A 26085-nucleotide genomic window follows, 5' to 3' on the forward strand; every position below is an offset into this window, starting at 1 on the left:
ATTGAACAAAAAACAGTTCGAAAACCCTTGACTGGAGTCTGCAAACTCTGGTCGGGGGTTTTCTTTGCACAAATGTGCGTGCCTCGCCCAAGTCATTAGGGAAGCCTTTCACAATTGTGTGTGACTCGTCCAATCCATTAGGGAAGACTTTCACAATTGTGCATGCCTCGTCCAAGCCTCAGGGAAGCCTTTCACAATTGTGCGTGACTCGTCCAAACCTCAGGGAAGCCTTTCACAATTGTGCGTGACTCGTCCAAACCATTAGGGAAGACTTTCACAATTGTGCATGCCTCGTCCAAGCCTCAGAGAAGACTTTCACAACTGTGCGTGACTCGTCCAACTCTCAGGGAAGCAATGATCGTTTGCCCATGAGCCGTCCAACTCCCAGCGAAGCCGTGATCATTTGCCCACGAGCCGTCCAACTCTCAGCGAAGCCGTGATCGTTTGCCCACGAGCCGTCCAACTCTCAGCGAAGACGTGATCGTTTGCCCACGAGCCGTCCAACTCTCAGCGAAGCCGTGATCGTTTGCCCATGAGCCATCCAACTCTCAGCGAAGCCATGATCATTTGTCCACGAGCCGTCCAACTCTCAGCGAAGCCGTGATCGTTTGCCCATGAGCAGTCCAACTCTCAGCGAAGCCGTGATCATTTGCCCACGGGCCGTCCAACTCGGCAGAGAGGGCATGATCAAAAGTTCACGAACCGTTTACTTGCCGCCGGAGCAATGGACGTATTTCAAAACCGCAAAACACCTCCGCCAGAGCCGTGGACGTACCTCTAAAACTCAAAACATTGCCGCCGAAGCAATGGACGTACCTCCAAACACCAAAACATTACCGCCGAAGCTGTGGATGAACCTCCAAAGCTCAAAACATGGCCGCCGAGGACGTGGACGTACCTCCACGCCACTACTTTTGATTTATGATAATAAAAACCTAATTTCATTGGGAAAAATGAGATGGATAAAAGCAACAGATATCTTCGCCAAAAGGAAAATACACATACTGCACATACAACTACGTTATACCACAGTTGGAGTAGGACATAAGTTAGACAACTGTGTACTAAACTAAATTGATATGGAAGATATAGACCGCGACTTAACAATATTGTACGATTTGGGAAATAGGTTTAGATATCAAATAATTGACTCTGCCGTGACAATAGAATTATTAATTTCTGAAATACTGACAGAGTTAATTTCAAATGACAAAACGCGTGACCCAATTCAAAGATATTTATTCGCAGACAAAACAACATTTGAGTTAAAAATAGATTTTTTCAACGCATTAAATAAAAACAAGGCATTTGAACCATGTTTAAAAGATACGTCTATAAATAAAGACTTAATTTATTTAATAAAAATTAGAAACTTAATGGCTCATTCAAGAATTGACACGAGCGATGAAGCCAGGATTTTGTTTAAAGAAGAACAAATTAGATTCTATTCAAGAACACACAAAGGAATTAAAGAGGTGTTTATAAAGATTAGAGGAAACACAGATAATCACGAAAAACTTATTTTTAGTCAAGAAGTTTTCGTCCCTACTATAGAAAAAATCAAGACTAGGCTGCTCTCGCTTTTGGCATACCTCCAAAGTAGGAATTAGTGTTCGATAATATCCCAAATCAATTAAACTTTATGCCTACCGAGATAAAAAATAGAAGTCACTGGAATATCATCGATAGATTTATACTTATTCAACTCGTTACGACTAAGAAGTATTACACCTTAAACTTTATAAATTATGCTTGAGAAATTCTTAACACCAGAACAGGAAGAAGGCAATAAAAAATACGATTTATTCATAAAAAGAGTAAAGGAAGAACTAGTAAACAAAAATAAAGATTTAAAGCAAATTAAAAATGCTTGGGGAAAAGACCCAAAACCATTAGATGAAATAATAAATAGTGTTAATAATTTATATTTCTTCGACAAAAAATATGACATTCCATTGCACATACAAAAACAAGTAAAAAGCATTTACGACTCTATATTTGAATAGCAATCAATCCTAATTTATATCAACAAGCGTCTTTAAATCTATTAAAGCGGTAGCGGGGCTGCTACAGACATTCATAAACTTTTCGCTAAAAATCATTTAAGCAAATTCGAAAGATATAATCATACATTATGACAGCAGAAAGTAATAATCAACCTTACAAGAAAGGGTACATCGACGTTTCTGAACATCACTCACTCTATTTCGAATTGTACGGAAATCCAAAGGGAATTCCGGTGTTGTTCCTGCACGGCGGGCCCGGAGCAGGCTTTTCGGACAAAGACAAACAGTTCTTCGACGAAGAAAGGTACAATGTGATTTTCTTCGACCAACGGGGCTCATCCAAAAGCAAACCATTTGGCTCTATCGAGAACAACACGACGCAGGACCTCATTGACGACATCAATAAAATACTGGACCATTTAGGTTTTGAAAGTGTCTATGTTTTTGGAGGTTCGTGGGGAAGCACACTCGCACTAGTGTATGCCATCCATTCGCCTGCACGCGTGAAGGGCTTAATCCTTCGGGGCATCTGGCTGGCCAATCGATACGGACTTGACCACTATATGAACGGCGGAATCAAGCACTTCTTTCCGGATGTGTGGGAACGATTTGCCAAACTGGTGCCCGATGGAGAAAATCCAGTCAGTTACTATTTGACTCAAATGCTGTCGGATGACGAGGAACTCAGCGAAAAATATGCATATGAATGGGCCTACTATGAAATGTCGTTTTATACAATCAACAAAATTGCTGATCCGGCCGAATCATTAAAATCTTTCTCATTCAAATCGATGGCGATATTGGAAGCCCATTACATTAAGAACGATTGCTTTTTGCCGGAAGATTTCATCATGAACAACATCGATAAAATCGCCCATATCAAAACATCCATCGTACAGGGAAGGTATGATTTTATTTGTCCTCCGGCTCAGGCATTCAGGTTGCATTCCAAATTGAAGAATTCAGAGTTGCATATGACGATTGCAGGCCACTCTTCGACCGATGAGGAGAATAAAAATGCTTTGATTAGTGAACTGGAAAGAATAACAACCGGGAACAAATAACCGGGTACATCTGGCTTAAGATGAAGACTATTTAATGATCTTCATCTTCTTGGCTGACTCTTTCCGGGTAACCAACATGGGAATGGCAACACCGGCCGCCAGCGACAGCAAAATGAACAAGGTCTTCAGTCCGTTACTGACGGCTGAATTCAGAATGTCGCTGTAGCTGTCGGCGTGCGTGTCGCCGGCCAGCCGGATCAGGCCCAGCATCATTCGATAGGCAAAAGCACCGGGAACCATGGGAATGACCGCAGGAATGGAAAAAACCAACGGCGGTGCATGTTTGCTGTGGGCCGCGGGAATACTCAGAAAACCGACCAGCGTGGCTCCGGCCAGAGAAGCCAGAATGATGTTGCCGCCGAAGTGCAGTATGACCAGCTTGGTGATTCCGCCCAGCGCTCCAACCAGCCAGATAACCGGCAAAGCACGCTGCGGCACGTTGAACAGCACGGCAAACCCGATGGCTGCAAATCCCAGCCACACGCCCATCTCCAGAAAGTGATACAGTTCCGTCATCGCCTAAATATTATAAATTATCATGGCTCCCAACATGCCCAATGCAATGGCAAAAGAGATAATCATTCCGTTGGCCCCACGCACCAAGCCGTTCATAATGTTTCCGTCGATTAAATCGGTGAATGAATTGATTAACGGTACACCCGGAATCAGAAACAGCACCGAGGTAGCAAAAGCCAACTCGGGATTACCGCCCAGTCCCCACTTCACGGAGGCACCGGAAATCAAGGATGCAGTGAGGGAGGCGAAGAAAACGCACATGTAACCGTTGAAGGAACGCTTCGCACTCTCCTGCCTGACAAATAACCCGGCAAAGGTGGCCACAAAAGCAACGCCCATTTCGGTCGCTTCGCCGCCGAATAAACGGCAGAAAGAAGCGCCGGCCAGACTAACCAGCAATAAAATGACTAACCGGGGATAATGCGGTAAACTTCGCAGCCGTTCTATCTCTTCGTTGATTTTCGGAATATCCCATCCTTCTTCCACGACCCGCCAGCTCATTCGACTAATACCGGAAACCACTTTAAAATTGACGCCGTGTGGCGAAGTTCGCTTCAAGCTACTGAAGAAGTATTGCGACTCCTCCTCCACCAACGTAAGCATCAGGGCGCGGTGCGTTACCAGCAATTCGGAGTTGTAGCCCAATGCTTCGGCAATCCGGGAAATGGTCACCCGAATACGCCCCGTACTGGCACCGGAGCTCATCAATAAAGCACCTATTTCCAACAGTGTAGAAGCTAGTTCTTTGGTTCGCGTACTTACTTTCTCCATATTATCAGGAATCGATATCCGACTACAAAATTAGGCCATTCCTGCCGGAACTCGGGAGCTAATCGCCATTTTTAACGATATGTTGATTTTTCCTCCTGCTCCGGAAAAGGCGCGAACATGAAACCCGCAATATGAGAAAGTGAGAGTGAGGGAAATGGAAGAGATGCAGAAATTAAATCGAAGCTTATCGTCGCCTGTCCCTACGAAAGTCGGGATTCATCCATTATCTTTTAACCGTGCCTATCAGTGGAAAATCTTTGTGAATATTGTGCTTCCTTTGTGCACATTGTGGTTAGAATTTCTACCACAGAGGACACTAAGTTTTACACAATGGACACGAAGAAGCTCCTCATTGAATGTCCTCCCATACACCAGGACCAGATTGCCACGGCTTCCTTTATCGGCCTCGCAATAACGCATCGGTTATTTTTATACTTTTGTTTATCTGACTAAACTCGAAACACATGAAAAAGCTAAGCTTCCTTTTCGGATTCCTGATTCTGCTTGTTTCCTGCCAACAGGAGAAACAACCGCAATTTACCAGCATGTTTAACGGGAAAGACCTTTCGGGATGGGATACCTATCTGACGGCACCTTACGATACGTTGCAAAAGCTCGGGCTGAATTACGGCGACCCATTTCCCGATTCGATTGTTTTTGGAGTGAATAACGACCCGTTGGGCGTTTTCACGGTAGTGGAAAAAGATGGTGCCCCGGCCATCCGAATTTCGGGACAGATATTCGGATGCATTGCTTCGCAAAAAGAATACGAAAATTACCATTTCCACCTCCAGTTTAAATGGGGTGAGAAAAAATGGGCGCCCAGAACAGAAGCGCCGCGCGACTGTGGTTTGCTCTATCATTCCGGCGGTCCGTTTGGCGTGGGCTCCAGCACCTGGATGCGCTCGCTGGAGTGTCAAATCCAGGAACGGGATTGCGGCGACTTTTATCCGGTTGGCGCAGCTTATACGGATATTCCGGCTTTGCCGAATAACGAGAACCGTTTCTACACTTACAAAGTGGGAGCTCCGCTGGTAACATTTGGTGGAGACCTCTGGCGCTGTCAGCGTGATAAAAACTGGGAGAGCCTACCGGGAAAATGGACTTCCATCGACTTGTATACGGTTGGCGATACCAGCATTCACGTGGTAAACGGACACAAAAACATGGTGCTTTTCCATAACCGGCAGATAGTCGACGGGAAAGAAGTCCCCGCGACCAAAGGCAAAATTCAAATTCAATCGGAAGGTGCCGAAGTTTTTGTTCGCGATATGAGAATCACGCCGATTACACATCTTCCCAAAGCATTACTGAACCAGAAGTAAACTGATATCATTCTTCCGGTTTACCGGATACAACAAAATCCGTTGTTTGTCTGAAATGGCTGGCAACGGATTTTTTTACTTATCAGAAGGTTCGGGAGTAGGAAAAGGATGTCATCCCTCCGATACAGTCTAAGAATGTAGGGTCAGGACATGTCCTGACCGCGGGGATGATATAGCTTTGGCAAGATGGTTAACACCATAGGGATGACATTCTTAGCCTACATATAAACCATTGCAACCTGGAAACAGCACAACCGGAAACCTGAAATAGATCTCCCCGTGCGGCGCAACAACGTTTCTTTTTCAATGATGACAGGAACGTGCGCCTCTTACCGCTCACACAAACTGAACCCGGGGTGGCGAAAACTTCGTTTCCTTACCCCGGGCTACGCAATTTCATCCCTTCAGGCTGACGGACGTAATAGCTGTAAAGTGCAAACCTGAATATTGGATACAGCGCGGCCACGATATATCGTGGCCCTACAGCATTGGCGCAACCTGAAACCTTGAAATCAATGAGAAATGAGTAATGAAGAATCGAAAGACCATTCTACATCGGCTAAGGTCTAATGTCTGGAGTCTTTTTTCCAACCACAGGAACAGCGAAGCACAACCTGAAACCTTACCAGTCTAAAGTCTATTGTCTGATATCTGGTGTCTTACGACACAATTTCCGGTGTCACCGGAATGGTGAAATAGAAGGTACTTCCTTTATCGACTTTGCTCTTCACTCCGATTTTTCCGCCATGCCGCTCGATAAATTCCTTGCAAAGAATCAAGCCTAATCCTGTTCCTCGTTCACCATGCGTTCCTTTCGATTTGAACTTCATATCGATCCGGAAAAGCATATTCAGATTCTCCTTAGCGATTCCCAGTCCCTCATCTTTCACCCGGACTTCCACGTCATGACTGTTTTTCCTTACTTGAACGGCAATCTTTTTCCCTTCTCCGGTGAATTTAACCGCGTTACTTAAGAGGTTCCGAACAACTGTATTGATCATGTCACGGTCGCCAAACGCCATCACATTTTCCTCCAGTTCGGTTTGCAAATGAATGCCTTTCCGTTCAGCGGGAACCCGGTGTAAATTGATGTTCTCGTACACCACATTCGATAGATTAAACGGGCGTGGCTCAAAATTAATTCGGCCGGTCTGCGCTCTCGACCAGGTCAGCAGATTTTCCAACAGGGAATAGATTTCCTTGATGGCATCGTTCACCCTCTTCATGCCCAAATGCTTGTCTTCCTCGTCGGCGTGCTCAAAATCCTCCAGCAACAAGTCGGTAATAGAAAGCAGGCTGGTAAAGGGGTTCTTCAAATCGTGCGCAATGATGGAAAAGAATTTGTCCTTGGTAGCATTCAATTCCAACAAGTTATGCTCCGATTCAGTCAACCGGCGATTGGCCTCAGCGATTTGCCGGTTCTGCCGTTTCAGTAACCGGTTTGTTTTCGCTTTTACCAGATAGTGATAAATCAGCAAACTAATTCCCAGGGCGAATAGAAATTCGAACAACATAAACCACCAAGTACGGTAAAACGGCGGCGTAATGATGATGCTCAATCGCGCCTGATGCGGACTCCACTGCCCATCGGAATTCTGAGCCTTTACATTCAGCACATAGGTTCCGGCATCCATATTGGCGAACGATATGTAGTTTCGTGTGCCCGCATGAGTCCAATCCATATCGAGGTTTTCCATCCGGTAAGCAAACCGGTTCGTTGCGCCGACGGGACATTTCAGTGCGGCAAATTCCAGTGCTAAAAACCGATGCCGATAGTTCAGCTTGATTGCTTTTGCATAGGAAATACTCACCGGCAGGGTAAATTTCCCTTCCTCTTCAGTCACCTGGTAAATGCCTTTTTCTTCCTCTTTTATGTCCCGGTCCGGTTTTACTTGCACTTCACTGCCAAGCACATCCATACTGGTAATAACAACCTCCGCATCGTTGGAAACCGGTTTCAGTTTATCCGGTTCAATCACGTTCAGGCCATAAACACCACCGAAGTATAGCTTTCCGCTATGCCCGCGATGATAAGCACCCGCATTGAACTCATTACTTTGCAAACCGTCGTTTACGTCGTAGTTCTTCGTTGAATAATCTTTCAGGTTGAACCGACAAATTCCACCATTCGTGCTCAGCCAGAGATTCCCCTCTTCATCCGGCAAGATACCGTAGACCACGTTGCTGGGAAGTCCGTCTTGAGTGGTGAACCGCTGAAATTTCCCGGTATGGGTATTGAAACGATTGAAGCCATCGTTGGTGGCAATCCACATCACGCCTTCTTTCTCCTCAAAAATGGAGAAAACATTGTCATCCGACAGGCTTTCCGGGTCGTTTGGATTGGAACGGTAATGAGTGAACTCTCCTTTTTGAATATCGAGACGATTCAGTCCGCCGCCATAGGTACCAATCCACAGATACCCCTTTTCGTCCTGCAGAATGGACGCAAAGATGATGTCATGCGAAAGGCTACGCGGATTGCCGGATTCATGTCGGTACCGAATGCATTTCCCGGTTGTCGGGTCCATCCGGTTGAGCCCATCCCGCGTACCAATCCACAGGTAATCATCTTTGTCCTCATAAATCACCCTGGCCGTATTTCCGGTCAACGTGGTGCTGTCATCCGGTATCGAACGGAAATGCTGAAATGTACCGGTTGCCGGCCGGAATTTGTTCAATCCGCCACCATCCGTCCCCACCCATATATTTCCTTTCCTGTCCTGAAAAACGGCTCTGACAGCCGATTCAGACAGTGAAGAAGCAATGCCCGGCTGATGTTCATAGAAAGTGAAGGTTCCGTTTTTCGGCCAGTACCGTGCCAGTCCCCGGTCGTTCGTTCCTATCCACAACGTACCGTCGCGAGCCTCAAGTATCGACCAGACGAAGTTACTGGGCAAGCTGTTTTCTTCCAGCGGATCGTGCCGCCACAATTCCACCTGGTGCGCATTGGGATCGTAGATACTGATTCCGGCACCGAAAGTTCCGACCCAGATAACGCCCGCCTCATCTTCGTATATGCAGTTGATAAAATTCTCCGATAAGCTTTCAATATCGGCCGGACTATTCACATAATGACTTTGCTCGTCGGTTAAAGGATCGATTCGATAAAGACCATCCCCGTGCGAACCGTACCAGATATGCCCCGTCCGATCCCGCAGAATCGCTTTATTTGTATTGATCGACAAACTATTGGTCGAAGCGAAAGAACGAATTTTCGATTGAAGTCTATCCGTGGCAAAATCCAGTTTCGAAAGCCCGAAGCTACTGACAAGCCACAGCGCCCGGTCACCATCTACCAGCAAATTTTCCACAGTCTGTCCGTCACTGTGTTCCTCGTCGGAGTTGGGGATTCGGTAGTGGCGGGTTCGTTTGGTTACCGATGAATAGTGCACCAGCCCATCGGTGGTTCCAATCCATAAGTCACTGTCTTTTATAGCCAATGCGGTCACCGAAACAGGAATTCCCTGGGGAAACAGGCCCGGAGGCTGAGTAACAACTCCCTTTGCCGGATCGCATTTAAAAAGTCCTCCATCTGTGCCTATCCACAGCGTGTTATTGTTCTCAGGCAACAAGGTATTGATGCGCACCCGACGGTTGGCAACCGGCATTCTGATTCGTTCCACCGAAAGACTATCCTGCCGGATGCGATTCAGACCACCCAGCGTGCCGACATACAGATACTTTCCTCCATCGTGAAAAAGCGTGGTAATGGTATCACTGCTGAGGGAAAACTCATTCCCGGGCTGATGTTTGAACCGGGTAAAAGTTTCGGTGCGCGGATCGAACCGGGTAAGTCCACCTCGGGAGCCAAACCACAAAATGCCGTCGGGAGCAACAAAAATCTGCTCAATCCATTTATACGTCAGACTATTTGGATTTCGTTGTTCCGGCCGGTAAATCGTGAAATTTTTGCCGTCATACTTGTTCAGGCCATCTTCTGTGGCAAACCACATAAATCCCATGCTGTCCTGCCGAATACAATAAACCGAACTGAGCGACAACCCATCGTTGATTGTTATTCGCCTAAACCGCACATGGTTGCTGTTTCCGTAGGTCGGAGCAGTAACAGACAGGAAAAAACAGAAAAAAAAGAAATAGCGGACAGCTTTCAATTTCATCCCCTTTAGTTTAGTTGGTCAACATGCTCCATCTGCCCCCTTGCGCACCCGATATAGTAAGTTAAGGATAAAACCCTTTGAAATCAACGACGCAAAAATGTTTTCACCACCTCTCCCGCCATCATTTCCTTTGGTTTAAACCAATTCGTTTTTACTTTTACAATTCCCTAACTAAAAGAAGCATCATGGATCACCGTTGTTACACTTGTCTGGTTAAATCGTTTGATAAATTACTCGAATCGCATCCCTTTCCGGAAGAAACCAAAGAAGCGCACATGAAAGATTTTCTTCGCTTTCTGGGTACTGAGAACGGGAAAATGCTGCCGGCTGATGTCAGTCGCCGGAATCATCAGAAAATCCGTGGAATGTTGCAAGACGACGATCCCTACCGGGAAATCAAGATTCAGTCGAACAACGGTTTGATGGCTCAATACCATCACTGGAAAGAAAAAGTACAGCAGAGTGAAAATTCTTTCGAAACGGCACTTCGTCTGGCCATTGGCGGCAACATTATCGATTATGCAGCGAATCCGGAATTTGATGTGAATGAGACTTTCGAAAAAGTCCTGAACAGCGACTTTGCCATCAATCATTCTCAATTGCTTCGCGAAAAACTGGAACAAGCGGATACGGTTCTTTACCTTGGAGATAATGCCGGTGAAATCGTCATGGATAAGCTCTTTCTCGAGACCTTGAATCATCCGGGAGTAGTTTACGCTGTGCGCGGAAGACCTGTTATCAACGACGTGACCATGGAAGATGCCCAGAGCGTCGGCATCGACCAATATGCACGAGTGATTAGCAACGGAGCAGATGCACCTTCTACTCTGCTACACCTCGTTTCCGACGAGTTTCTGGATGTTTACCGGCAAGCGGATGTCATTATTTCCAAAGGACAAGGCAACCTCGAAGGACTTCTGGGAAACCGGGAAAAATCAATCTTCTACCTACTCATGGTGAAGTGCCCGCTGATTGGCGATAAGCTCGGTGTACAAAAAGGAGATTTTGTCGTCGCGCACAACCACCTGATGAAAAATTGATGTCCGTTCCAGAAATCGTAATAATCCAAATTTGAAAGACATCGAAACCAAACTGAACTATTCATGAAAAAACTAACCACCAACGGACAAAAATGGCTGAAGATATTCCACCTCTTTTTCGTCGCCCTTTGGATTGGCGGCGCTTTCAGCATTAATATAAAACAGTTTTTCATTCACCCGGAAACCTGAGACGAGTTATACGGTATTCTTTCCACCATGGATTTCATCGACTGGTATGTGATTGTGGTCGGTGCGAATGGCACCTTGCTGACAGCGCTTCTCTATTCCATTTTCACCAAATGGGGCTGGTTCAAACATCGCTGGATTACCGTGGAATGGATCATTTTACTGGCAGGTATTTCCTTTGGAACCTATCCGCTCGGCCCGTGGCTTTCGGGAATGGCTGAAATCTCCCGAACACAGGGATTGGGAGCTTTTCACAACCACACGTTTTTACACAACCAAAAAATGCTGATGATTTTTGGAACCATTCAGCTCTGTACAATTCTCTTTGCAGCTGGCATTTCAGTGTTAAAACCGTGGAAGAAGAAGGCTAAAACTGCCTGAACCCGTTGTTATTTTAACGTTCGTTAAAACATTTCTATCCGCCGTCGTGTTATTTTTGCGACAGTTTTTAAAAGAACAGGACAAGTTTTACAACTCCGATGAGACGGAACCGATTTAATCTGCTTTTACTAGTCGCTTTTCATCTGGCAGCGTTTACACAACCGTTGCTGGTACCGTCTATTCACTGGTACGTTCACCATCATAAAGCCATTCACACTTCCGGTGATTCATCGGTTCTTAGTCATGAAGACACATGTCCGATTAACCAGTTCCATTTTGTTCATTACATTGGAACGGATAGTGAGCAAACGCATGTTGTTTTGGACGGTAAGCCTATCGTCAACACCCTGTTACCCGAACAGCGTTTTGCCGAATTTACACATTTTTTCTTCCTGCGCGCTCCGCCCACACTTTCACTCCCTCATACTGTATAATTATAGCCTTTAGCTCATTTCCCGGAAGGAAACCCTAAACGGCTATTCCGAAGCCACCTGAATCCTGCGTGTTATTTCGCATAGGATAACTGTGTATGTTATTCATAGTGACTTCGATCAGAAAGGAATATGTTCCGATGGGAACGTATATCCGAAAAGAACATCAGGTAAAATGAACACATCTAATCAATTGAAGAAAATGATCAAAAAAATATTCCTCATATCCATTATTGCTTTATTGTTGCCATTTGTGGTAACAGCAGCCCCAGCCGACGCGGCCAAAACTTCACTTACAGGAAAAGTGACTGATGCCAAAACAGGCGAATCATTGCCGGGTGTCAGCATCTACTTCCCCGATTTGATGACCGGAACCGTAACCGACATGAACGGTAACTTCAAAGTCGACAATCTTCCTGCGTCCACAATGATGGTACAGGTGCGGTTCATCGGCTACAAACTCATTGCCGAAAACATCGATTTATCGGTGGTGCATGAGAAGAATTTTGCCATGAATCCATCGGTAACCGAAATCAATGAGGTGGTGGTAACCGGGCTTTCCAAAGCAGCCGCCCAAAACCGGACGCCAACCCCTATCGAGATTGTTCCCAAAACCAAATTGCTGCAAAATGCTTCGTCGAACATTATCGATGCCCTGGCAAAAGAACCGGGTATTTCGCAGGTGACTACCGGTGCCGGAATTTCCAAGCCGGTCATTCGCGGACTAGGCTTTAACCGCGTAGTTGTAGTAAATGACGGTATCCGTCAGGAAGGCCAGCAATGGGGCGGCGAGCACGGAATCGAGATTGACCAGTATGATGTCAAACGGGCCGAAATCCTGAAAGGTCCCGCGAGTTTGGCCTATGGTTCCGATGCTATGGCCGGCGTTATCAACCTTATATCAGAGCCTCAGATACCTGAAGATCATCTGCAGGGCGGCGTGCTGACCAACTACCAAACCAACAACGGTTTGCTTGGTTATTCGCTGAATCTCGGTGCCAACAAAAACGGACTGCTTTGGAATCTGCGTTACAGCAATAAACGCGCTCATGATTACAAAAACAAGTACGACGGTTATGTGTACGATTCCCGGTTCAAAGAAGATGCCCTGAATGGAGTTATCGGACTGAACAAAGCGTGGGGATACTCACACCTGATTCTGAGTTACTATCACATGGTTCCCGGCATTGTAGAAGGCGAACGCGACAGCCTGACCGGGAAATTCCTGAAACCGGTGATGGTGAACGGTCAGCCAGAGGAAACACTGGCAACACACTCCGATTTCATGTCGTACAAACGAGGAATGCCGTACCAGCAAATTCACCATTACAAGGCGGTTTGGAAAAACAATTTCGTTACCGGAAAAGGAAACCTGAAAACCATTTTCGGATTTCAGCAAAACAACCGCCAGGAGTACGGTGATATTGCCAATCCTGAACAGTACGGTTTGTACCTCAAACTGAATACCCTGAATTACGATGTGCGATACCTGCTTCCCGAGTCGAATTCGATGAATATTTCTTTCGGTGTCAACGGTATGTTTCAGCATTCGATGAATAAGGGAACGGAATACCTGGTTCCGGATTATCACCTGTTCGACGCCGGTGTTTTTGTGATGGCCCGAAAGAGTATCGACCAACTGGATCTGAGCGGCGGCCTGCGTTTCGACCGTCGTTCGGAGCATGGGGAGTCACTCTACCTCAACAGTGCTGAAGAAGCGGTTTCGTCTACTGCACCGGGAGCGACCGAACGCTTTCCGTCGTTTCATTCTGATTTCAGTGGTGTTTCCGGAAGTCTGGGAGCCACCTATCAGTTTTCGGAAAGCTTTTACGGAAAGTTGAATATCTCCCGAGGATTCCGCGCACCGAATATTGCTGAACTGGGTTCGAACGGTGTTCATGAAGGAACGCAGAAATACGAAATCGGCAACCCGGATTTGAAACCCGAAAACAGCTGGCAGTTTGATCTCGCAACCGGACTGAATACCGAACACGTTTCTGCAGAGCTCGACCTTTTCAGCAACCGGATTCACAACTTCATCTTTTCACGGAAGTTAAACGGCTTTGCCTCGCAGGATTCCATCATGGATGGTGTTCCGGCGTTCAAGTATGTTTCGGGTGACGCTCACCTGTACGGTGTTGAAGTACAGGTCGATATTCATCCTCACCCGCTCGACTGGCTACATTTCGAGAACAGCTTTTCGTATGTACGCGGCGTGCAGCTCAACCAACCCGATTCGATGAAGAATCTGCCGTTGATTCCGGCGCCTCGTTTTCAATCGACGCTCCGGGCCGATATCTTCCCGAAAGGGAAAACACTGCGTAACGGTTACATCGAGTTTGGGCTCGAACACGATTTTGCCCAAAACAAGTTCTATTCGGCGTTTGGAACAGAAACCATGACGCCGGATTATACGTTGTTGCACGCCGGCATCGGAACGGATATCTACTGGAACAACAAAAAACGATTCTCACTTTGGATTCAGGCCAATAACCTGGCCGACGTGGCATACCAAAGCCACCTGAGCAGATTAAAATATACCGGGATGAATTATGCTACCGGACGTGAAGGCGTTTACAACATGGGGCGAAACTTCAGTTTTAAACTGCAAATTCCCATCGATTCAAAGCTTTGATAATCATTTTCAATGGAAAGCCTACTGAAAGAAGTGGACTTTTCTTATACAAATGCTAAAAAACGTTTAAACCTTTTTCGTTATTCTTCATCAAAGCTTTATTAAATCGCCGAACGTTGTGTAATAGATATATCATGTTGTGATGTAAAATGCAATGCGGCTTAGTTAGTAGTTAGTAGTTAGCAGGCAGTTATCCTTCCCGGGATGGCTGCTTTGCTTTTGGTCCCTCCGGTTCTTTTTGTCCAATTCCTTTCTTCCTATTTATTTCGAGTCTTAATCAGAAGCATCCACAGTTCTCTTTTTACTACCTATCAACTCAATAGATACTACTCGAATAACGACAGGAGTCAACTCTTCCAAAAATAAAATCAACATATCGAAAGAAATAGATATATGGACATGGAAAGTATTAATTTTGCTGTAGAAAACTTTAACGATCGATACCATGGCAAAAAAATTTCAGGATGATGCCCTACTGTACCACTCACAGGGCCGGCCAGGAAAAATTGAGGTAATTCCAACCAAACCGTATAGTACCCAGAAAGACCTTTCATTAGCCTACAGTCCGGGAGTTGCTGTTCCTTGTCTGGAAATAGAGAAAAATCCGGAAGATGCATACAATTACACCGCCAAAGGCAACCTCGTAGCAGTTATCTCCAACGGAACAGCCGTATTAGGCCTGGGAAATATCGGAGCGCTTGCAGGCAAACCCGTCATGGAAGGAAAAGGATTGCTTTTCAAAACCTTTGCCGACATCGACGTATTCGATATTGAGTTGGACACGCAGGACGTCGAGAAATTCATCCAGACCGTCTCCCTGATTGCTCCCACGTTCGGCGGTATCAATCTCGAAGATATTAAAGCACCGGAGTGCTTCGAAATTGAGCAGCGATTAAAAGAAACGCTCAACATCCCGGTGATGCACGATGATCAGCACGGTACTGCCATTATTTCGTCAGCTGCATTCCTGAATGCACTGGAAATAACCGGGAAAAAAATTGAAGAAATCAAAGTGGTTGTGAACGGAGCCGGCGCTTCCGCAGTAGCCTGTTCCAAGCTTTACATTTCACTTGGCGTGAAACGCGAAAACCTGGTCATGTGCGACTCAAAAGGAGTCATCCATCGTTCACGCACGAACCTGACGCCAACTAAAGCAGAATTTGCTACCGACCGCGACGTGCATACGCTGGAAGAAGCACTCCGTGGCGCTGACATGTTCCTCGGATTATCGGTCGCCGATTTGTTGACGGAAGACATGGTTCGTTCAATGAGCGACAACCCGATTGTCTTCGCTCTCGCGAACCCCAATCCCGAAATCTCGTATGAAAAGGCAAAAGCTTCACGTCCGGATGTCATCTTTGCTACCGGCCGAAGTGATTATCCCAACCAGGTGAACAACGTGCTTGGATTCCCGTACATTTTTAGAGGTGCGTTGGACGTTCGGGCAAAAGCCATCAACGAGGAGATGAAAATTGCTGCAGTAAAAGCACTTGCCGAGCTGGCCAAAAAGCCGGTTCCCGAAATTGTTTCCTCTGCTTACAATCAGAATACCATGAGCTTTGGTCGGGAATATCTGATTCCCAAACCGCTCGATCCCCGTTTGATATCGACCATTTCGGTGGCTGTTGCTCAGGCAGCTATCGAATCGGGAGTTGCCCGACATGAAATAGCTGACTGGAATGCCTACCGCGATGAACTGGATCGCAGGCTGGGACACGATAATGCACTGATCCGGACCATTCGCGACCGGACGAAGAAATCAGGAAAACGGATTGTATTTGCTGAAGGCGGTAAGCTTAAGATTCTCCAGGCTGCCCAGAATGTGCTTCACGAAGAGATTGCCACTCCGATTCTTTTGGGTAACAAGGAAAAAATTCTCCGGCTGGCCAGTGAAAACAACATTGACATTGAAGGAGCAACCATCGTTGAATTCTTTGGCAAAGAAGAAGCCTGCCGTCGCGAAGATTATGCGAAAGTTCTTTTTGAAAAAAGACAACGCAAAGGCCTTACCCTGCAGGAAGCCAATGACCGAATGTATAACCGCGACCATTTTGGCATCATGATGGTCGAGATGGGCGATGCTGATGCCTTTATTTCAGGTTATTCGACTAAATATTCCGATATCATCCGTCCAGCACTGCGCATCATCGGCACCAATAATCCCGGAAGACACATTGCCGGTATGTACATGGTCATGACCAAAAGAGGGCCGATTTTCCTCGCGGATACCACAGTTAACTCCGAGCCGAATGCCGAGACACTGATGGCAACCACCCTACTGGCCGACAGAGCTATTCGCCGTTTCAACATCGAACCGGTGATTGCCATGCTCTCCTATTCCAACTTTGGTTCGGTCCGGAAAGGAAACCCGGAAACACCGCGCAAAGCGGTAGAAATGTTGCATGAGCAGCATCCCGATGTGATTGTTGACGGTGAGATACAAGCCAACTTTGCCCTGAACAAAAAGATACGGATGGAGAAATTTCCGTTTGCCAAATGGGGCGACAAACATATCAATACGCTGATTTTCCCGAGTCTCAGTTCAGGAAACATCGCATATAAACTGCTCCAGGAACTTGGCGGTTATGAGATTATTGGCCCGATATTGCTGGGAATCGACAAGCCGGTTCACATTATCCCCATCGAAAGTTCGGTTCGTGAAATTGTGAACATGTCAACCATCGCCGCTCTCGATTCCATTTGCATGGAAAAATGTGACGACGAAGATACGAATGAGCCCCATCGGCTAGTCAGCCAATAAAGGAGGTAACAAAAGCCGGAACGAGTAGCGAATTCGTTCCGGCTTTTTATTTTGTTTTTACCCATTACAAATTTCCGGAAACCGGAATTTCATCCCGTCATATGCCTGCATCGAATTTCAGCAATTTGTAACTTTACACATTGATAATCTGCATATGAGCAGACCCTTTGTTGATTCATTCTGATACAAGCTAACGTATGAAAACTGCCATTATCTATCGAACCAAACACGGTACCACAGATACCGTTTCCCGCACCATGGCTCAAAAGCTGAGCGCCGACGAAGTCACCCTCATCAACCTGAAGAAATACCCGAAACCGGATCTGCGGGATTTTGGACGCATTATTGTGGGCGGATCCATTCACGCCGGAGCGATTCAAAAGCAGGTTAAAAACTTCTGCAAAGAACGCCTCGATGACCTTCAGCAAAAAGAGGTGGGATTATTCATCTGCTGCATGGACCGCGAGTTACAGGAAAAAGAATTCGAAGATGCTTTTCCGGAAGAATTAAAAACCCACGCTAAAGCCACAGGAATTATGGGCGGCGAATTTGTATTCGAACGGATGAATTTTCTGGAACGATTCATTGTAAAGAAAATCTCGAAACCCGACCATTCCGTTTCGGAAATCGATGAGGAAGCCATCGATGCTTTCGTGAGTCGTTTGCAGGGCTGATTAAAAATCACAATTTAGTCACACTCCATTGCCAGAATTGGCCTTCTGTTTTCTTTGCCGAAAAAAGAATAACTTTAGGTGAATTGAATCGTATTTGCCTAAACACCTAAACTAACAGAACTTATGAAAAACATTGGCATTGAAATCAAATGGGCACTTATTTTCGTCATTATCCAACTGTTGTGGATGTTGCTGGAGCGCGTTGCCGGTCTCCACGGTGAAAACATCGATAAACATGCCATGTTCACCAACTTTTTTGCCATTCCGGCCATCGCTGTGTATGTCGTTGCGCTACTCGACAAACGCAAAAATCATTACGGCGGATTTATGACCTACGGGCAGGGATTCATCAGCGGAGTTATCATCACCGTGATTGTGACCATCCTGAGTCCGCTGACGCAATACCTGGTTGTAACCGTCATTTCACCCGGATATTTTCCCAATGCCATCGACTATGCAGTGAGCAGTGGCAAGCTAACTCAGGAAGCTGCTGAAATTTACTTCAGCCTGAAAAGCTATATCATCCAGGGATTGATTGGCGCTCCCATTATGGGGATTATCACCACCGCTATAGTGGCGCTCTTTACCCGGAAGAATAACAAGCCGGAGGCGGCTGAAGTAGCTTGAAATATTTAGTAAGATATATGAAAAAAAGAGGCTGTCCTTGATTTGACAGCCTCTTTCATTGTTATTATCACCAATTTTCTTTTTTCAATGCGTCTTTGTAATTCGTCCACCCGTTTTCCAGGTATTTCTCATTAGGTGAAAACTCTCCAGCTCCAACATCCAGATCTCCTGAATCCGGGATTCTGTATTCGCCCCAATTACATTTTTTCACGACATTACTTGCATAACTTGTCCATGAACCAACACATTGATTGTTTGAAAAGCCATCACTTTCACGGTTCAAATCGTCATAATAAATTTTGCCGTTATCCATATAAAAGTTACTCTTCAAAACTCCTTCAAAAACTCCGCTTCCATGCTGATTTGGATCTTCAAAGAACGTATATCTCGCTAAAAGAACATACTCCCGCTTGGAAAATCGCGCCATTGCTTCTTCATCATTATTCTTTTTTGCCGCTTCGTAATATTGCTCTTTATCCGGGTCCTCGATCTTTCGGATATGAATGATTTCAATTTTTCCCATAAATTGACAAACGTTGTTTTTCACTCTGCTTTTGCCGTTAACATAATACACGGCAGGCTTTTCACTATTCTTGATGATCGTCAGGTATTTGACATTCAATCTTTGATAGTTATCACCAATAAATCCCAGGACTGCGCTGTTATTTTTCATCCAAATATCGCTAAAGTCAAAAGCCGTAAATTTGGGGAGTAATTCATCCCGACTTAGATTTGGCTGACTTAATGCATCCTGTAAAAACTTATCACTTTCAGATACTGGCTGAGCACAAGCAGCTGATGACAGCAGCAACATAAACATCAGACTTTTAATTAGCTTCATAGTTTTCAGTTTTAGCATATTCTATTTGATACAGTGGTGACAAAAACGTCAGTTAATAAGATTAAAACTAGTTTACGCCTAAGATCACAAGTATTTATAAATACCGCTATAACGTCTTCATCATCTCGGCCCTTCTAAGTGCAACAATAATTATCATAAGAATTATTGACAAAATAACATACGCAACAACTAACCGGTCTCTATATTTTGTCTTATTTTGAATATAACGGTTATACACCATTATGTGTCTTTTCTTGTAGATAAAGAAAAAGTATGTCACACTGTAGACCATTAAGAAAATTAAGCCAACGACAACCTTCGAATAAATAGGAACCTTTAGAAAATAACAGAAATAAAAAGAAGCCGATAGAATATTAAAGGAAATAAAAAAAGACAGACTATGGTAGGCCATTAATACCGCATTATCTCGTCCTGACTTTTGATTGTAATGGTAGAAGTTCCCAAAAATATAATTTAGCATTACAGAATACCTTAGGTCGTTTTTATGTTCTTCAAATCTTCTTAATCCCTCCTAAATTAACAAAATATTTTCACCAACATTCGTCGAAGGCTGTCAGGTGTTGGGCAACACCTCAACTTTCGAAGGGTTTCATGCGTTTGCATGTTATCAAACAACCTTGCCGGCGCATTTTAATGGCATTTGTCATCTTTCAGCTTGCCGGATGGTTGTTATTTTGTTAACAGACTTCAAATCGCAAGTAATGAGTAATAACGACAATCTCTCCTTTTCAAGAGAAGAACTGCAGGACGAAATCAAGTACCTGCGCCTGCTATCCGACCGCTTCCAAAACATCCAATCCGCCAGCACCGAGGTCATCAACCTTGAGGCCATCCTTAATCTTCCGAAAGGAACCGAGCATTTTTTGAGCGATATCCACGGCGAATACGAAACCTTCAGTCATGCGCTGGCCAATGCATCGGGTGTGGTCCGCAAAAAAATCGATGATGTATTCGGCAAGAATATCCGCGAGAAAGACAAAAAGATACTGGCCACGTTAATTTATTACCCGGAAGAGAAACTGGATTTGGTGCTGAAAGAGGAAGAAAATCCGGAAGAGTGGTTTACCGTTACGCTGCGCCGTCTGGTAGTGGTTGCCCGGGCTGCTGCTTCGAAATACACCCGTTCGAAAGTGCGGAAAGCCATGCCGCCCGATTTTGCCTACATCATCGACGAGCTGTTGAACGAGAGCGGCGAGGACAAGGAAAAATACTTCGAAGGCATTATCAGCACCATCATTCGCATCGACCGGGCCGATGCGTTTATCATCGCCATTTGCCGATTCATTCAGCGACTCCTCATCGACCGTCTTCACGTTATTGGCGATATCTTCGATCGAGGACCATCGCCCGAAAAAGTGATGGACCGCATCCTGAATTACCATTCGGTCGATATTCAGTGGGGCAACCATGACATGCTGTGGATGGGAGCCGCATCGGGCAACCGGGCGCTGATCGCCAACATGATCAGGATTTCACTCCGTTACAACAACATCGATACGCTGGAAGATGCTTACGGAATCAATATGATGCCACTGGCCACGCTGGCGCTTCACTCCTACGACAATGACCCGTGTGAGCAATTCATTCCCCTGGTCCTCGACAAGGGGAAAGACAAGGACCTGGTGAAGAAGATGCACAAAGCGATTTCCATCATTCAGTTTAAACTGGAAGGGCAAATCATCGAGCGCAATCCGCAATTCAACATGCGCGACCGGTTATTGCTCGATAAAGTCGATTACGAGAAAGGGACCATCAAGATTGGAAACAAATCCTACGAGTTGCTCGACAAGAACTTCCCGACCATCGATCCGAAAAATCCCTACCAATTGAATGAGGAAGAAACAGCGGTAATTGACAAACTGGCTAACAGCATTAAAAATGCCAACCGTTTGCAGAAACATATTGCCTTCCTGTTCTCACACGGTAGCATGTACCTCACCTTTAACGACAACCTGATGTATCATGGATGTATTCCCATGACGAAAAAAGGTGAATTTCAGTCACTGGAAATTGAAGGAACGGCCTATTCCGGCAAGGCTCTTTGTGATCACTTTGACCGGATGGCCCGCAAGGCTTACCAATTCCGCTTTCAACGGAAGTACGAACCCATCAGCGATTACATGTGGTACCTGTGGTGCGGCGCTTCTTCTCCCCTTTTCGGGAAAACGAAGATGGCGACGTTCGAGCGCTATTTTCTGGCCGAGAAAGAAACTCATGCTGAAGGAAAGAATTCCTACTACTCGCTGGTTTACGATGATGAAACATACTGCGATAAAATCCTGAACGAGTTCGGCATCGGCGGCCCCAATTCGCACATCATCAACGGCCATGTGCCGGTGCAGGTGAAGAAAGGCGAAACGCCCATCAAAGCCGGAGGCAAACTTTTCGTTATCGACGGTGGCATGTCGAAACCGTACCAGAAAGTGACCGGTGTTTCAGGCTACACCCTTATCTACAATTCCTATGGTTTGGTGCTGGTGGAACACGAACACTTCGATTCGCGGCAAACCGCCATCCTCGAAGAGAAAGACATTATCTCGAAGCGGATTTACATCGAGGCCAGTGCCCAGCGTATGCGCGTAAAAGAGACCGATATTGGTAAAAGCTTGCTGGCACAAATAGAGGATCTGCACAAACTTCTCGCCGCCTACAAACGCGGTTTAATTAAGGAACGTTTCTGACAAAAATAAAGGAGGCCCGCCAGCCTCCCGTTAACGTGTGAATACGTTTATATATCTCAGGGGGCTTTGCCCCCTTTTTTTTTGCCTTGCCTGATTTTGTAGAAGCCCTTCAGGCTTCTCTTTATTTTATGTCGCCTTCTACCTGGGGGCGATGCCCCCAGCTTCGGCGTATCAGGCTTTCAGCCTGTTTTAGGATATACACAATCATATTTCGGACGACATTTTATCAAATAAAAAACACATCAATTTCACAACGCCTGAGTTTAGGCCAATTCAATTATTAAAAAACGAAAAACACATCTAAATTTGGAAATACCGGAGCCTGAAGGGCTCCTGCGCCATAGCTTGGGGCATCGCCCCAAGAGAATGAACCAACGAAAATCCCCCAGCCTGAAGGGCTGGCACAAGCCCCACTTATTCATTCAACAGCTGCCTAAAGAACGGCACCAGTTCATCAGCCATCTTCGCCTGGTCGTCCTTGTCGGGATGACCGCCACAACCATGTCCCTGAATATCGTGGAACTCAAAAATCCGGATGGGTTGGGCTACCGGCTTCTCGTTAAAATGGTCGGCTACCTTGTGCAGGCAATCCATTAATACAGCATTCTCGGTCGAATCCAGAATCGGACTATTCAGCAGAGCTACCTGTACGCCGGGATAGTATTTGTAAATCGTGTCGACGAAGGAGATATAATGGCTGACAAACATTTCCGGATTAAAAGGCTTCCTCGCGTGGATGGTATCCCCCTCCGACATATCGTTCGTGCCCAGACAAATGCTCACCACATCGGGCCGGAAGCGTGAGAAATCCCATCGTTTGGTGCTGTCGGTATTCAGGTAGCGATTGCCATACACTTGCGGCATCGACGGGCCGGTCATGTTCCAGGTGCGGTAAATCCCGATACCGGAAACCGAGCTCAGCATAAACTGGGCATGCAACGCACGCGCCACTCGCGGACCATAAGCCCAGTACGAATTGTGTTGATCCTGGTACTCGCCGCTGCCGCAGGGAATCAGTTTCCAGTCGATGCCCACGCCGCAGGTAATGGAGTTGCCGATGAATTCGATTTTCTTTTCGGGAAGCGCCGGTGGTAGCAGCAAATTATCGACCTCAGCACCACCGAAGATGATATCTCCAATCATCGATTCGGTCGATTTGTATACTGTTACAGTGTGCTCTTTTGCCTTCCCCGTTACCGGGACGTTGTACCAGGTAGCTGTATCCGAAGCAATCTTCATTTTGGTCAGGTAAACACTGTCGACGACAATGGACACGTAGTTGTAATCCGAGCCATTTTTCCCGATTTTCAATGATACGTTGCAGGAATCGCCGGTAAAACGAAGCGTAACCGACGACGCCGAACCGATCAGTACCACATCGCCATTACTCAACCGGTCAGTCCTTCCCGCATACTGAAAGCTTTTATTGTCGGGGGTAAAAATCTTCAGGGTATGCTGTTGGCAGCCATTAGAAAAAACTGCTAAAGCCATCATCAACAGGATTATTGCCGTTTGTCTCATCGAAAATCGTTTTTATGTTGTCATTCGTACAAAAAGGTGGTCTAAAATAGAGAAAATATTGGTTCAGGTCGGGGAGCGATTCAAGGGAAAAGCAATTTCCAAACTAAATTGGATACTCGGACATACATAATAACAGCGCAAAGCTCCCTGGTATGAAACTCTATGTTCCAGTTATTTATTTATAAAAATCGGGGTCATAAATATAATTTTTGAAATCTTGTTCTTGCGGACAAAAACACTCAGGAAGTCGCCAACCTGGTCAAAATACTTATAATCTGAAATTTTATAATCACTACCACACATGGGACTTAAACCGTCTGACAAGGTATAGCTCAATAGTACATATACAGCCGCCCCATCTTTTCTTTCAACTTTGTCAAAATGTAATTTTACCTGCTTTATCTCCTTCTTAAATTCGTTGACTAGCTCTTCCGAATCAATGCTGACTCCATTTTTGTCAAAAATCAAGATGTTCTGAAGATAAAACGGAAGATCATAGGACAATTCATCACACGGACTCCGCATCTCTTCATCGTAAATGACCTCTTTGCCTGCTGTTATAATCAAATGATTCCCTGTTTTATTAACCCTAATCTCATTCCTGTTTTTATGAAGATTTGAGATTAATCCATTAAATACCTCCGGAAAATCATAATAATCAATGAATGCAAGTAAATCATTTATGTTTTCGGGATACGAGTAGTATAAACGATAAAACGACTCTATAATCATCCCAATCCCACCATAATTATCTTGCTGCTGTGGCTGAAGAGTGTCACTGGATTGGCTACTATCAGGAAAAGTTGAACTGCCTTGGTTCACTCTCTCCTGCCGGATACCCGTCAACCTCTCCTGGGCATGCAAATTGCCAACGAAGAATAGACTAATCAATACAACAAATAATATGGCTCTCATTTGTTTAATTTTGTGGTGAGCTGTTAGTTTCGTATTGGATACAGGCATAAACTTACTACATATTTCTTCCATCCCGAATAATTATAATATGCTTTAAAATCAATCTTTCAACTCATTTCCGGAAGTATAAATCTATCTGAACCCATTCTAAATTAATTCTAATTTTCAATTCATTATAAAAGATACTCACAACTCCTTATTTGTGGTGAACGGTCGTTTTTTGATGGTGAACGTATCAATCTGTGTGGTGAACGGCAAAATCGGCCATTTTTCACTCCTCAAAATAGTAGCCATAAATGGAGATGCTACGATACCAAGGCTTGCATTTTTTTGTATTCTATTTTAAATTAGATATCCAACGATATAGTTACAGGACATTTAACCATTAAAACAGATATTTAATTACAACGCATATTCAATTAAAACAAACTTTAACTATACTACTTGTCATGCCAGCCCCTCTCCGCTCCATCCCGATGGTTCGACACGGTTGGGTTGATAGCGCCGACAAACAATTGTTAAACTAAATCGATTCACTATGAGCAATTCAGAAGATTTCAATGCCCTTATCGACGTGATTAAGGCAATTCCCGAAGACCAGGTTCGTATTCCGGCTATCCCGGTTAACGTTTATGTGCAGGAAGCCGAGGATTTGTATCACTGGTGTAAAGATGATGCCGCCGAACTGGCCAAAGGCGGTATTACGGCCGAAATGATTGAGGAGTTGCCGGTACGCACCGGTGCCTGCCGCGAAGCACAGTCGTTGTGGTTCAAAGACCAACGCACCAGCACTGAGGCCAAAAAATTATGGGACGAACAGTCACCGGCGGCCTACGACCTGCGCGACGAGCTGTTGCACGACTTCCGCTATGCATTCCGGGACAATACCCAGTTACTGGGACGTGTGTCCGAGATTACCGATGGTACCGGCCATGCCGATATGATTCAGGATTTGAACGACCTGGCCGTGCTGGGACGCGAAAATCCGGCTCCCCTGGCCGCCATCAACTTCGATGTCACGCAACTTGATACGGCTGCCCAAACCGCCGATTCGATGGCCGAACTGCTGGCACAGTCCAACGGCGACAAGCAGGAAGGCAACCCGGCCAAAATCATCCGCGACCGCGCCTACACCAACCTGAAACAACTGGTCGATGATATCCGCGCCTGCGGCAAGTACATTTTCTGGAAACAGCCGGAACGGTTGGTGGGATACGAAAGTCAGTATTACAAGAAACATCGGTAAAAACAAAGAGAGCAACGCTCCGGAGGACCGGAATGTTTCCGGCTCCACAAATGGTAGCTCGGTAGCAAATTTGCATGCATTTGCTGGTGTTTAACCGCTCCTGCCGACTGATTGCCCTTCCCTGCCCGCCAAGGAAGGGCAATTTGCGAACCGGATACCAAAAAGGGCTGCAAAGACCGCCAAAAGTCGTGCAAAGAGAGCTCATTTCCCTGCAAAGACAACAAAACCAGCTGCAAAGGGTGGTAAACGACCTGCAAAGATTGACAAATTGGTCAGCAGGAAAGGATATTTGTGAGCAGGAAGCACAAAAATCAAGCAGGACAAA

Annotated in this window: 20 protein-coding genes; 14 read left to right on the forward strand and 6 right to left on the reverse strand. The window is 45.6% G+C overall.

Annotation, left to right across the window (positions count from 1 at the left end; translation table 11 throughout):
• Positions 1-1079 precede the first annotated feature (1079 nt).
• From GJU87_RS10700 to pip, 3 genes are all read left to right on the forward strand, one after another.
• On the forward strand, positions 1080-1610 hold the full coding sequence (locus GJU87_RS10700; protein ID WP_153639512.1) for a hypothetical protein: 531 nt from the start codon (positions 1080-1082) through the stop codon (positions 1608-1610).
• A gap of 138 nt (positions 1611-1748) precedes the next feature.
• The gene (locus GJU87_RS10705) at positions 1749-2006 is read left to right on the forward strand and encodes a hypothetical protein (protein ID WP_153639513.1); all 258 of its coding nucleotides are present in this window, start codon (positions 1749-1751) and stop codon (positions 2004-2006) included.
• A gap of 128 nt (positions 2007-2134) precedes the next feature.
• Positions 2135-3070, forward strand: a complete 936-nt coding sequence (gene pip, locus GJU87_RS10710) for a prolyl aminopeptidase (RefSeq protein ID WP_153639514.1) — start codon at positions 2135-2137, stop codon at positions 3068-3070.
• Positions 3071-3097: 27 nt separating this feature from the next.
• Here pip and GJU87_RS10715 read toward each other — a convergent pair whose 3' ends face one another.
• Positions 3098-3586 (reverse strand): threonine/serine exporter family protein, encoded by a 489-nt coding sequence (locus tag GJU87_RS10715; RefSeq protein WP_153639515.1) that lies wholly within the window; start codon positions 3584-3586, stop codon positions 3098-3100.
• 3 nt (positions 3587-3589) lie between these two features.
• The gene (locus GJU87_RS10720) at positions 3590-4357 is read right to left on the reverse strand and encodes a threonine/serine exporter ThrE family protein (protein WP_106542540.1); all 768 of its coding nucleotides are present in this window, start codon (positions 4355-4357) and stop codon (positions 3590-3592) included.
• A 464-nt stretch (positions 4358-4821) separates the two neighbouring features.
• Between GJU87_RS10720 and GJU87_RS10725 the strand changes: the two genes are divergently transcribed.
• Positions 4822-5682 carry a DUF1080 domain-containing protein gene (locus tag GJU87_RS10725; RefSeq protein ID WP_153639516.1) on the forward strand — a complete coding sequence of 287 codons (861 nt, stop codon included), beginning with the start codon at positions 4822-4824 and terminating at the stop codon, positions 5680-5682.
• A gap of 659 nt (positions 5683-6341) precedes the next feature.
• On the opposite strand, the gene GJU87_RS10730 is transcribed toward GJU87_RS10725, so the two are convergent.
• Positions 6342-9800, reverse strand: a complete 3459-nt coding sequence (locus GJU87_RS10730; RefSeq protein ID WP_153639517.1) for a two-component regulator propeller domain-containing protein — start codon at positions 9798-9800, stop codon at positions 6342-6344.
• A 185-nt stretch (positions 9801-9985) separates the two neighbouring features.
• Between GJU87_RS10730 and GJU87_RS10735 the strand changes: the two genes are divergently transcribed.
• From GJU87_RS10735 to GJU87_RS10765, 8 genes are all read left to right on the forward strand, one after another.
• Positions 9986-10840, forward strand: a complete 855-nt coding sequence (locus tag GJU87_RS10735) for a DUF89 domain-containing protein (RefSeq protein WP_153639518.1) — start codon at positions 9986-9988, stop codon at positions 10838-10840.
• Positions 10841-10903: 63 nt separating this feature from the next.
• Positions 10904-11029, forward strand: coding sequence for a hypothetical protein (locus tag GJU87_RS21590; protein WP_255454205.1), 126 nt, complete (start codon positions 10904-10906; stop codon positions 11027-11029).
• 27 nt (positions 11030-11056) lie between these two features.
• Positions 11057-11407 carry a hypothetical protein gene (locus GJU87_RS10740; RefSeq protein WP_153639519.1) on the forward strand — a complete coding sequence of 117 codons (351 nt, stop codon included), beginning with the start codon at positions 11057-11059 and terminating at the stop codon, positions 11405-11407.
• 98 nt (positions 11408-11505) lie between these two features.
• Positions 11506-11841, forward strand: coding sequence for a hypothetical protein (locus tag GJU87_RS10745; protein ID WP_153639520.1), 336 nt, complete (start codon positions 11506-11508; stop codon positions 11839-11841).
• Between the two features lie 199 nt (positions 11842-12040).
• On the forward strand, positions 12041-14473 hold the full coding sequence (locus GJU87_RS10750; protein ID WP_153639521.1) for a TonB-dependent receptor: 2433 nt from the start codon (positions 12041-12043) through the stop codon (positions 14471-14473).
• Between the two features lie 445 nt (positions 14474-14918).
• The gene (locus GJU87_RS10755; protein ID WP_153639522.1) at positions 14919-17234 is read left to right on the forward strand and encodes an NADP-dependent malic enzyme; all 2316 of its coding nucleotides are present in this window, start codon (positions 14919-14921) and stop codon (positions 17232-17234) included.
• A 197-nt stretch (positions 17235-17431) separates the two neighbouring features.
• Positions 17432-17908 carry a flavodoxin domain-containing protein gene (locus GJU87_RS10760; RefSeq protein ID WP_153639523.1) on the forward strand — a complete coding sequence of 159 codons (477 nt, stop codon included), beginning with the start codon at positions 17432-17434 and terminating at the stop codon, positions 17906-17908.
• A gap of 123 nt (positions 17909-18031) precedes the next feature.
• Complete coding sequence (locus tag GJU87_RS10765) at positions 18032-18535, forward strand: DUF4199 domain-containing protein (protein ID WP_153639524.1); 504 nt, start codon at positions 18032-18034, stop codon at positions 18533-18535.
• A gap of 67 nt (positions 18536-18602) precedes the next feature.
• Here GJU87_RS10765 and GJU87_RS10770 read toward each other — a convergent pair whose 3' ends face one another.
• A complete protein-coding gene (locus tag GJU87_RS10770; protein ID WP_153639525.1) occupies positions 18603-19376 on the reverse strand; it encodes a hypothetical protein in 774 nt (257 codons plus the stop codon).
• 722 nt (positions 19377-20098) lie between these two features.
• Between GJU87_RS10770 and GJU87_RS10775 the strand changes: the two genes are divergently transcribed.
• On the forward strand, positions 20099-22078 hold the full coding sequence (locus GJU87_RS10775) for a fructose-1,6-bisphosphatase (protein ID WP_153639526.1): 1980 nt from the start codon (positions 20099-20101) through the stop codon (positions 22076-22078).
• A gap of 414 nt (positions 22079-22492) precedes the next feature.
• Here the strand turns inward: GJU87_RS10775 and GJU87_RS10780 are convergent, their stop codons facing one another.
• Positions 22493-23599, reverse strand: a complete 1107-nt coding sequence (locus tag GJU87_RS10780) for an SGNH/GDSL hydrolase family protein (RefSeq protein ID WP_153639527.1) — start codon at positions 23597-23599, stop codon at positions 22493-22495.
• 171 nt (positions 23600-23770) lie between these two features.
• Positions 23771-24514 (reverse strand): hypothetical protein, encoded by a 744-nt coding sequence (locus GJU87_RS10785; protein WP_153639528.1) that lies wholly within the window; start codon positions 24512-24514, stop codon positions 23771-23773.
• Between the two features lie 538 nt (positions 24515-25052).
• On the opposite strand from GJU87_RS10785, the gene GJU87_RS10790 reads away from it, so the two are divergent.
• Positions 25053-25760 (forward strand): hypothetical protein, encoded by a 708-nt coding sequence (locus GJU87_RS10790; protein WP_153639529.1) that lies wholly within the window; start codon positions 25053-25055, stop codon positions 25758-25760.
• Positions 25761-26085 lie beyond the last annotated feature (325 nt).

Origin of the sequence: Prolixibacter sp. NT017, assembly GCF_009617875.1 — a bacterium.
In the GTDB taxonomy this organism is placed as follows: Bacteria; Bacteroidota; Bacteroidia; order Bacteroidales; family Prolixibacteraceae; genus Prolixibacter.

Coding starts and splice junctions, on each gene's coding strand:
- GJU87_RS10730 (WP_153639517.1), bottom strand. CDS start 9,800: ATGAAATTGAAAGCTGTCCGCTATTTCTTTTTTTTCTGTTTTTTCCTG.
- GJU87_RS10745 (WP_153639520.1), top strand. CDS start 11,506: ATGAGACGGAACCGATTTAATCTGCTTTTACTAGTCGCTTTTCATCTG.
- GJU87_RS10705 (WP_153639513.1), top strand. CDS start 1,749: ATGCTTGAGAAATTCTTAACACCAGAACAGGAAGAAGGCAATAAAAAA.
- GJU87_RS10750 (WP_153639521.1), top strand. CDS start 12,041: ATGATCAAAAAAATATTCCTCATATCCATTATTGCTTTATTGTTGCCA.
- GJU87_RS21590 (WP_255454205.1), top strand. CDS start 10,904: ATGAAAAAACTAACCACCAACGGACAAAAATGGCTGAAGATATTCCAC.
- GJU87_RS10780 (WP_153639527.1), bottom strand. CDS start 23,599: ATGAGACAAACGGCAATAATCCTGTTGATGATGGCTTTAGCAGTTTTT.
- GJU87_RS10765 (WP_153639524.1), top strand. CDS start 18,032: ATGAAAAACATTGGCATTGAAATCAAATGGGCACTTATTTTCGTCATT.
- GJU87_RS10770 (WP_153639525.1), bottom strand. CDS start 19,376: ATGAAGCTAATTAAAAGTCTGATGTTTATGTTGCTGCTGTCATCAGCT.
- GJU87_RS10760 (WP_153639523.1), top strand. CDS start 17,432: ATGAAAACTGCCATTATCTATCGAACCAAACACGGTACCACAGATACC.
- GJU87_RS10775 (WP_153639526.1), top strand. CDS start 20,099: ATGAGTAATAACGACAATCTCTCCTTTTCAAGAGAAGAACTGCAGGAC.
- GJU87_RS10725 (WP_153639516.1), top strand. CDS start 4,822: ATGAAAAAGCTAAGCTTCCTTTTCGGATTCCTGATTCTGCTTGTTTCC.
- GJU87_RS10715 (WP_153639515.1), bottom strand. CDS start 3,586: ATGACGGAACTGTATCACTTTCTGGAGATGGGCGTGTGGCTGGGATTT.
- pip (WP_153639514.1), top strand. CDS start 2,135: ATGACAGCAGAAAGTAATAATCAACCTTACAAGAAAGGGTACATCGAC.
- GJU87_RS10785 (WP_153639528.1), bottom strand. CDS start 24,514: ATGAGAGCCATATTATTTGTTGTATTGATTAGTCTATTCTTCGTTGGC.
- GJU87_RS10740 (WP_153639519.1), top strand. CDS start 11,057: ATGGATTTCATCGACTGGTATGTGATTGTGGTCGGTGCGAATGGCACC.
- GJU87_RS10755 (WP_153639522.1), top strand. CDS start 14,919: ATGGCAAAAAAATTTCAGGATGATGCCCTACTGTACCACTCACAGGGC.
- GJU87_RS10790 (WP_153639529.1), top strand. CDS start 25,053: ATGAGCAATTCAGAAGATTTCAATGCCCTTATCGACGTGATTAAGGCA.
- GJU87_RS10735 (WP_153639518.1), top strand. CDS start 9,986: ATGGATCACCGTTGTTACACTTGTCTGGTTAAATCGTTTGATAAATTA.
- GJU87_RS10700 (WP_153639512.1), top strand. CDS start 1,080: ATGGAAGATATAGACCGCGACTTAACAATATTGTACGATTTGGGAAAT.
- GJU87_RS10720 (WP_106542540.1), bottom strand. CDS start 4,357: ATGGAGAAAGTAAGTACGCGAACCAAAGAACTAGCTTCTACACTGTTG.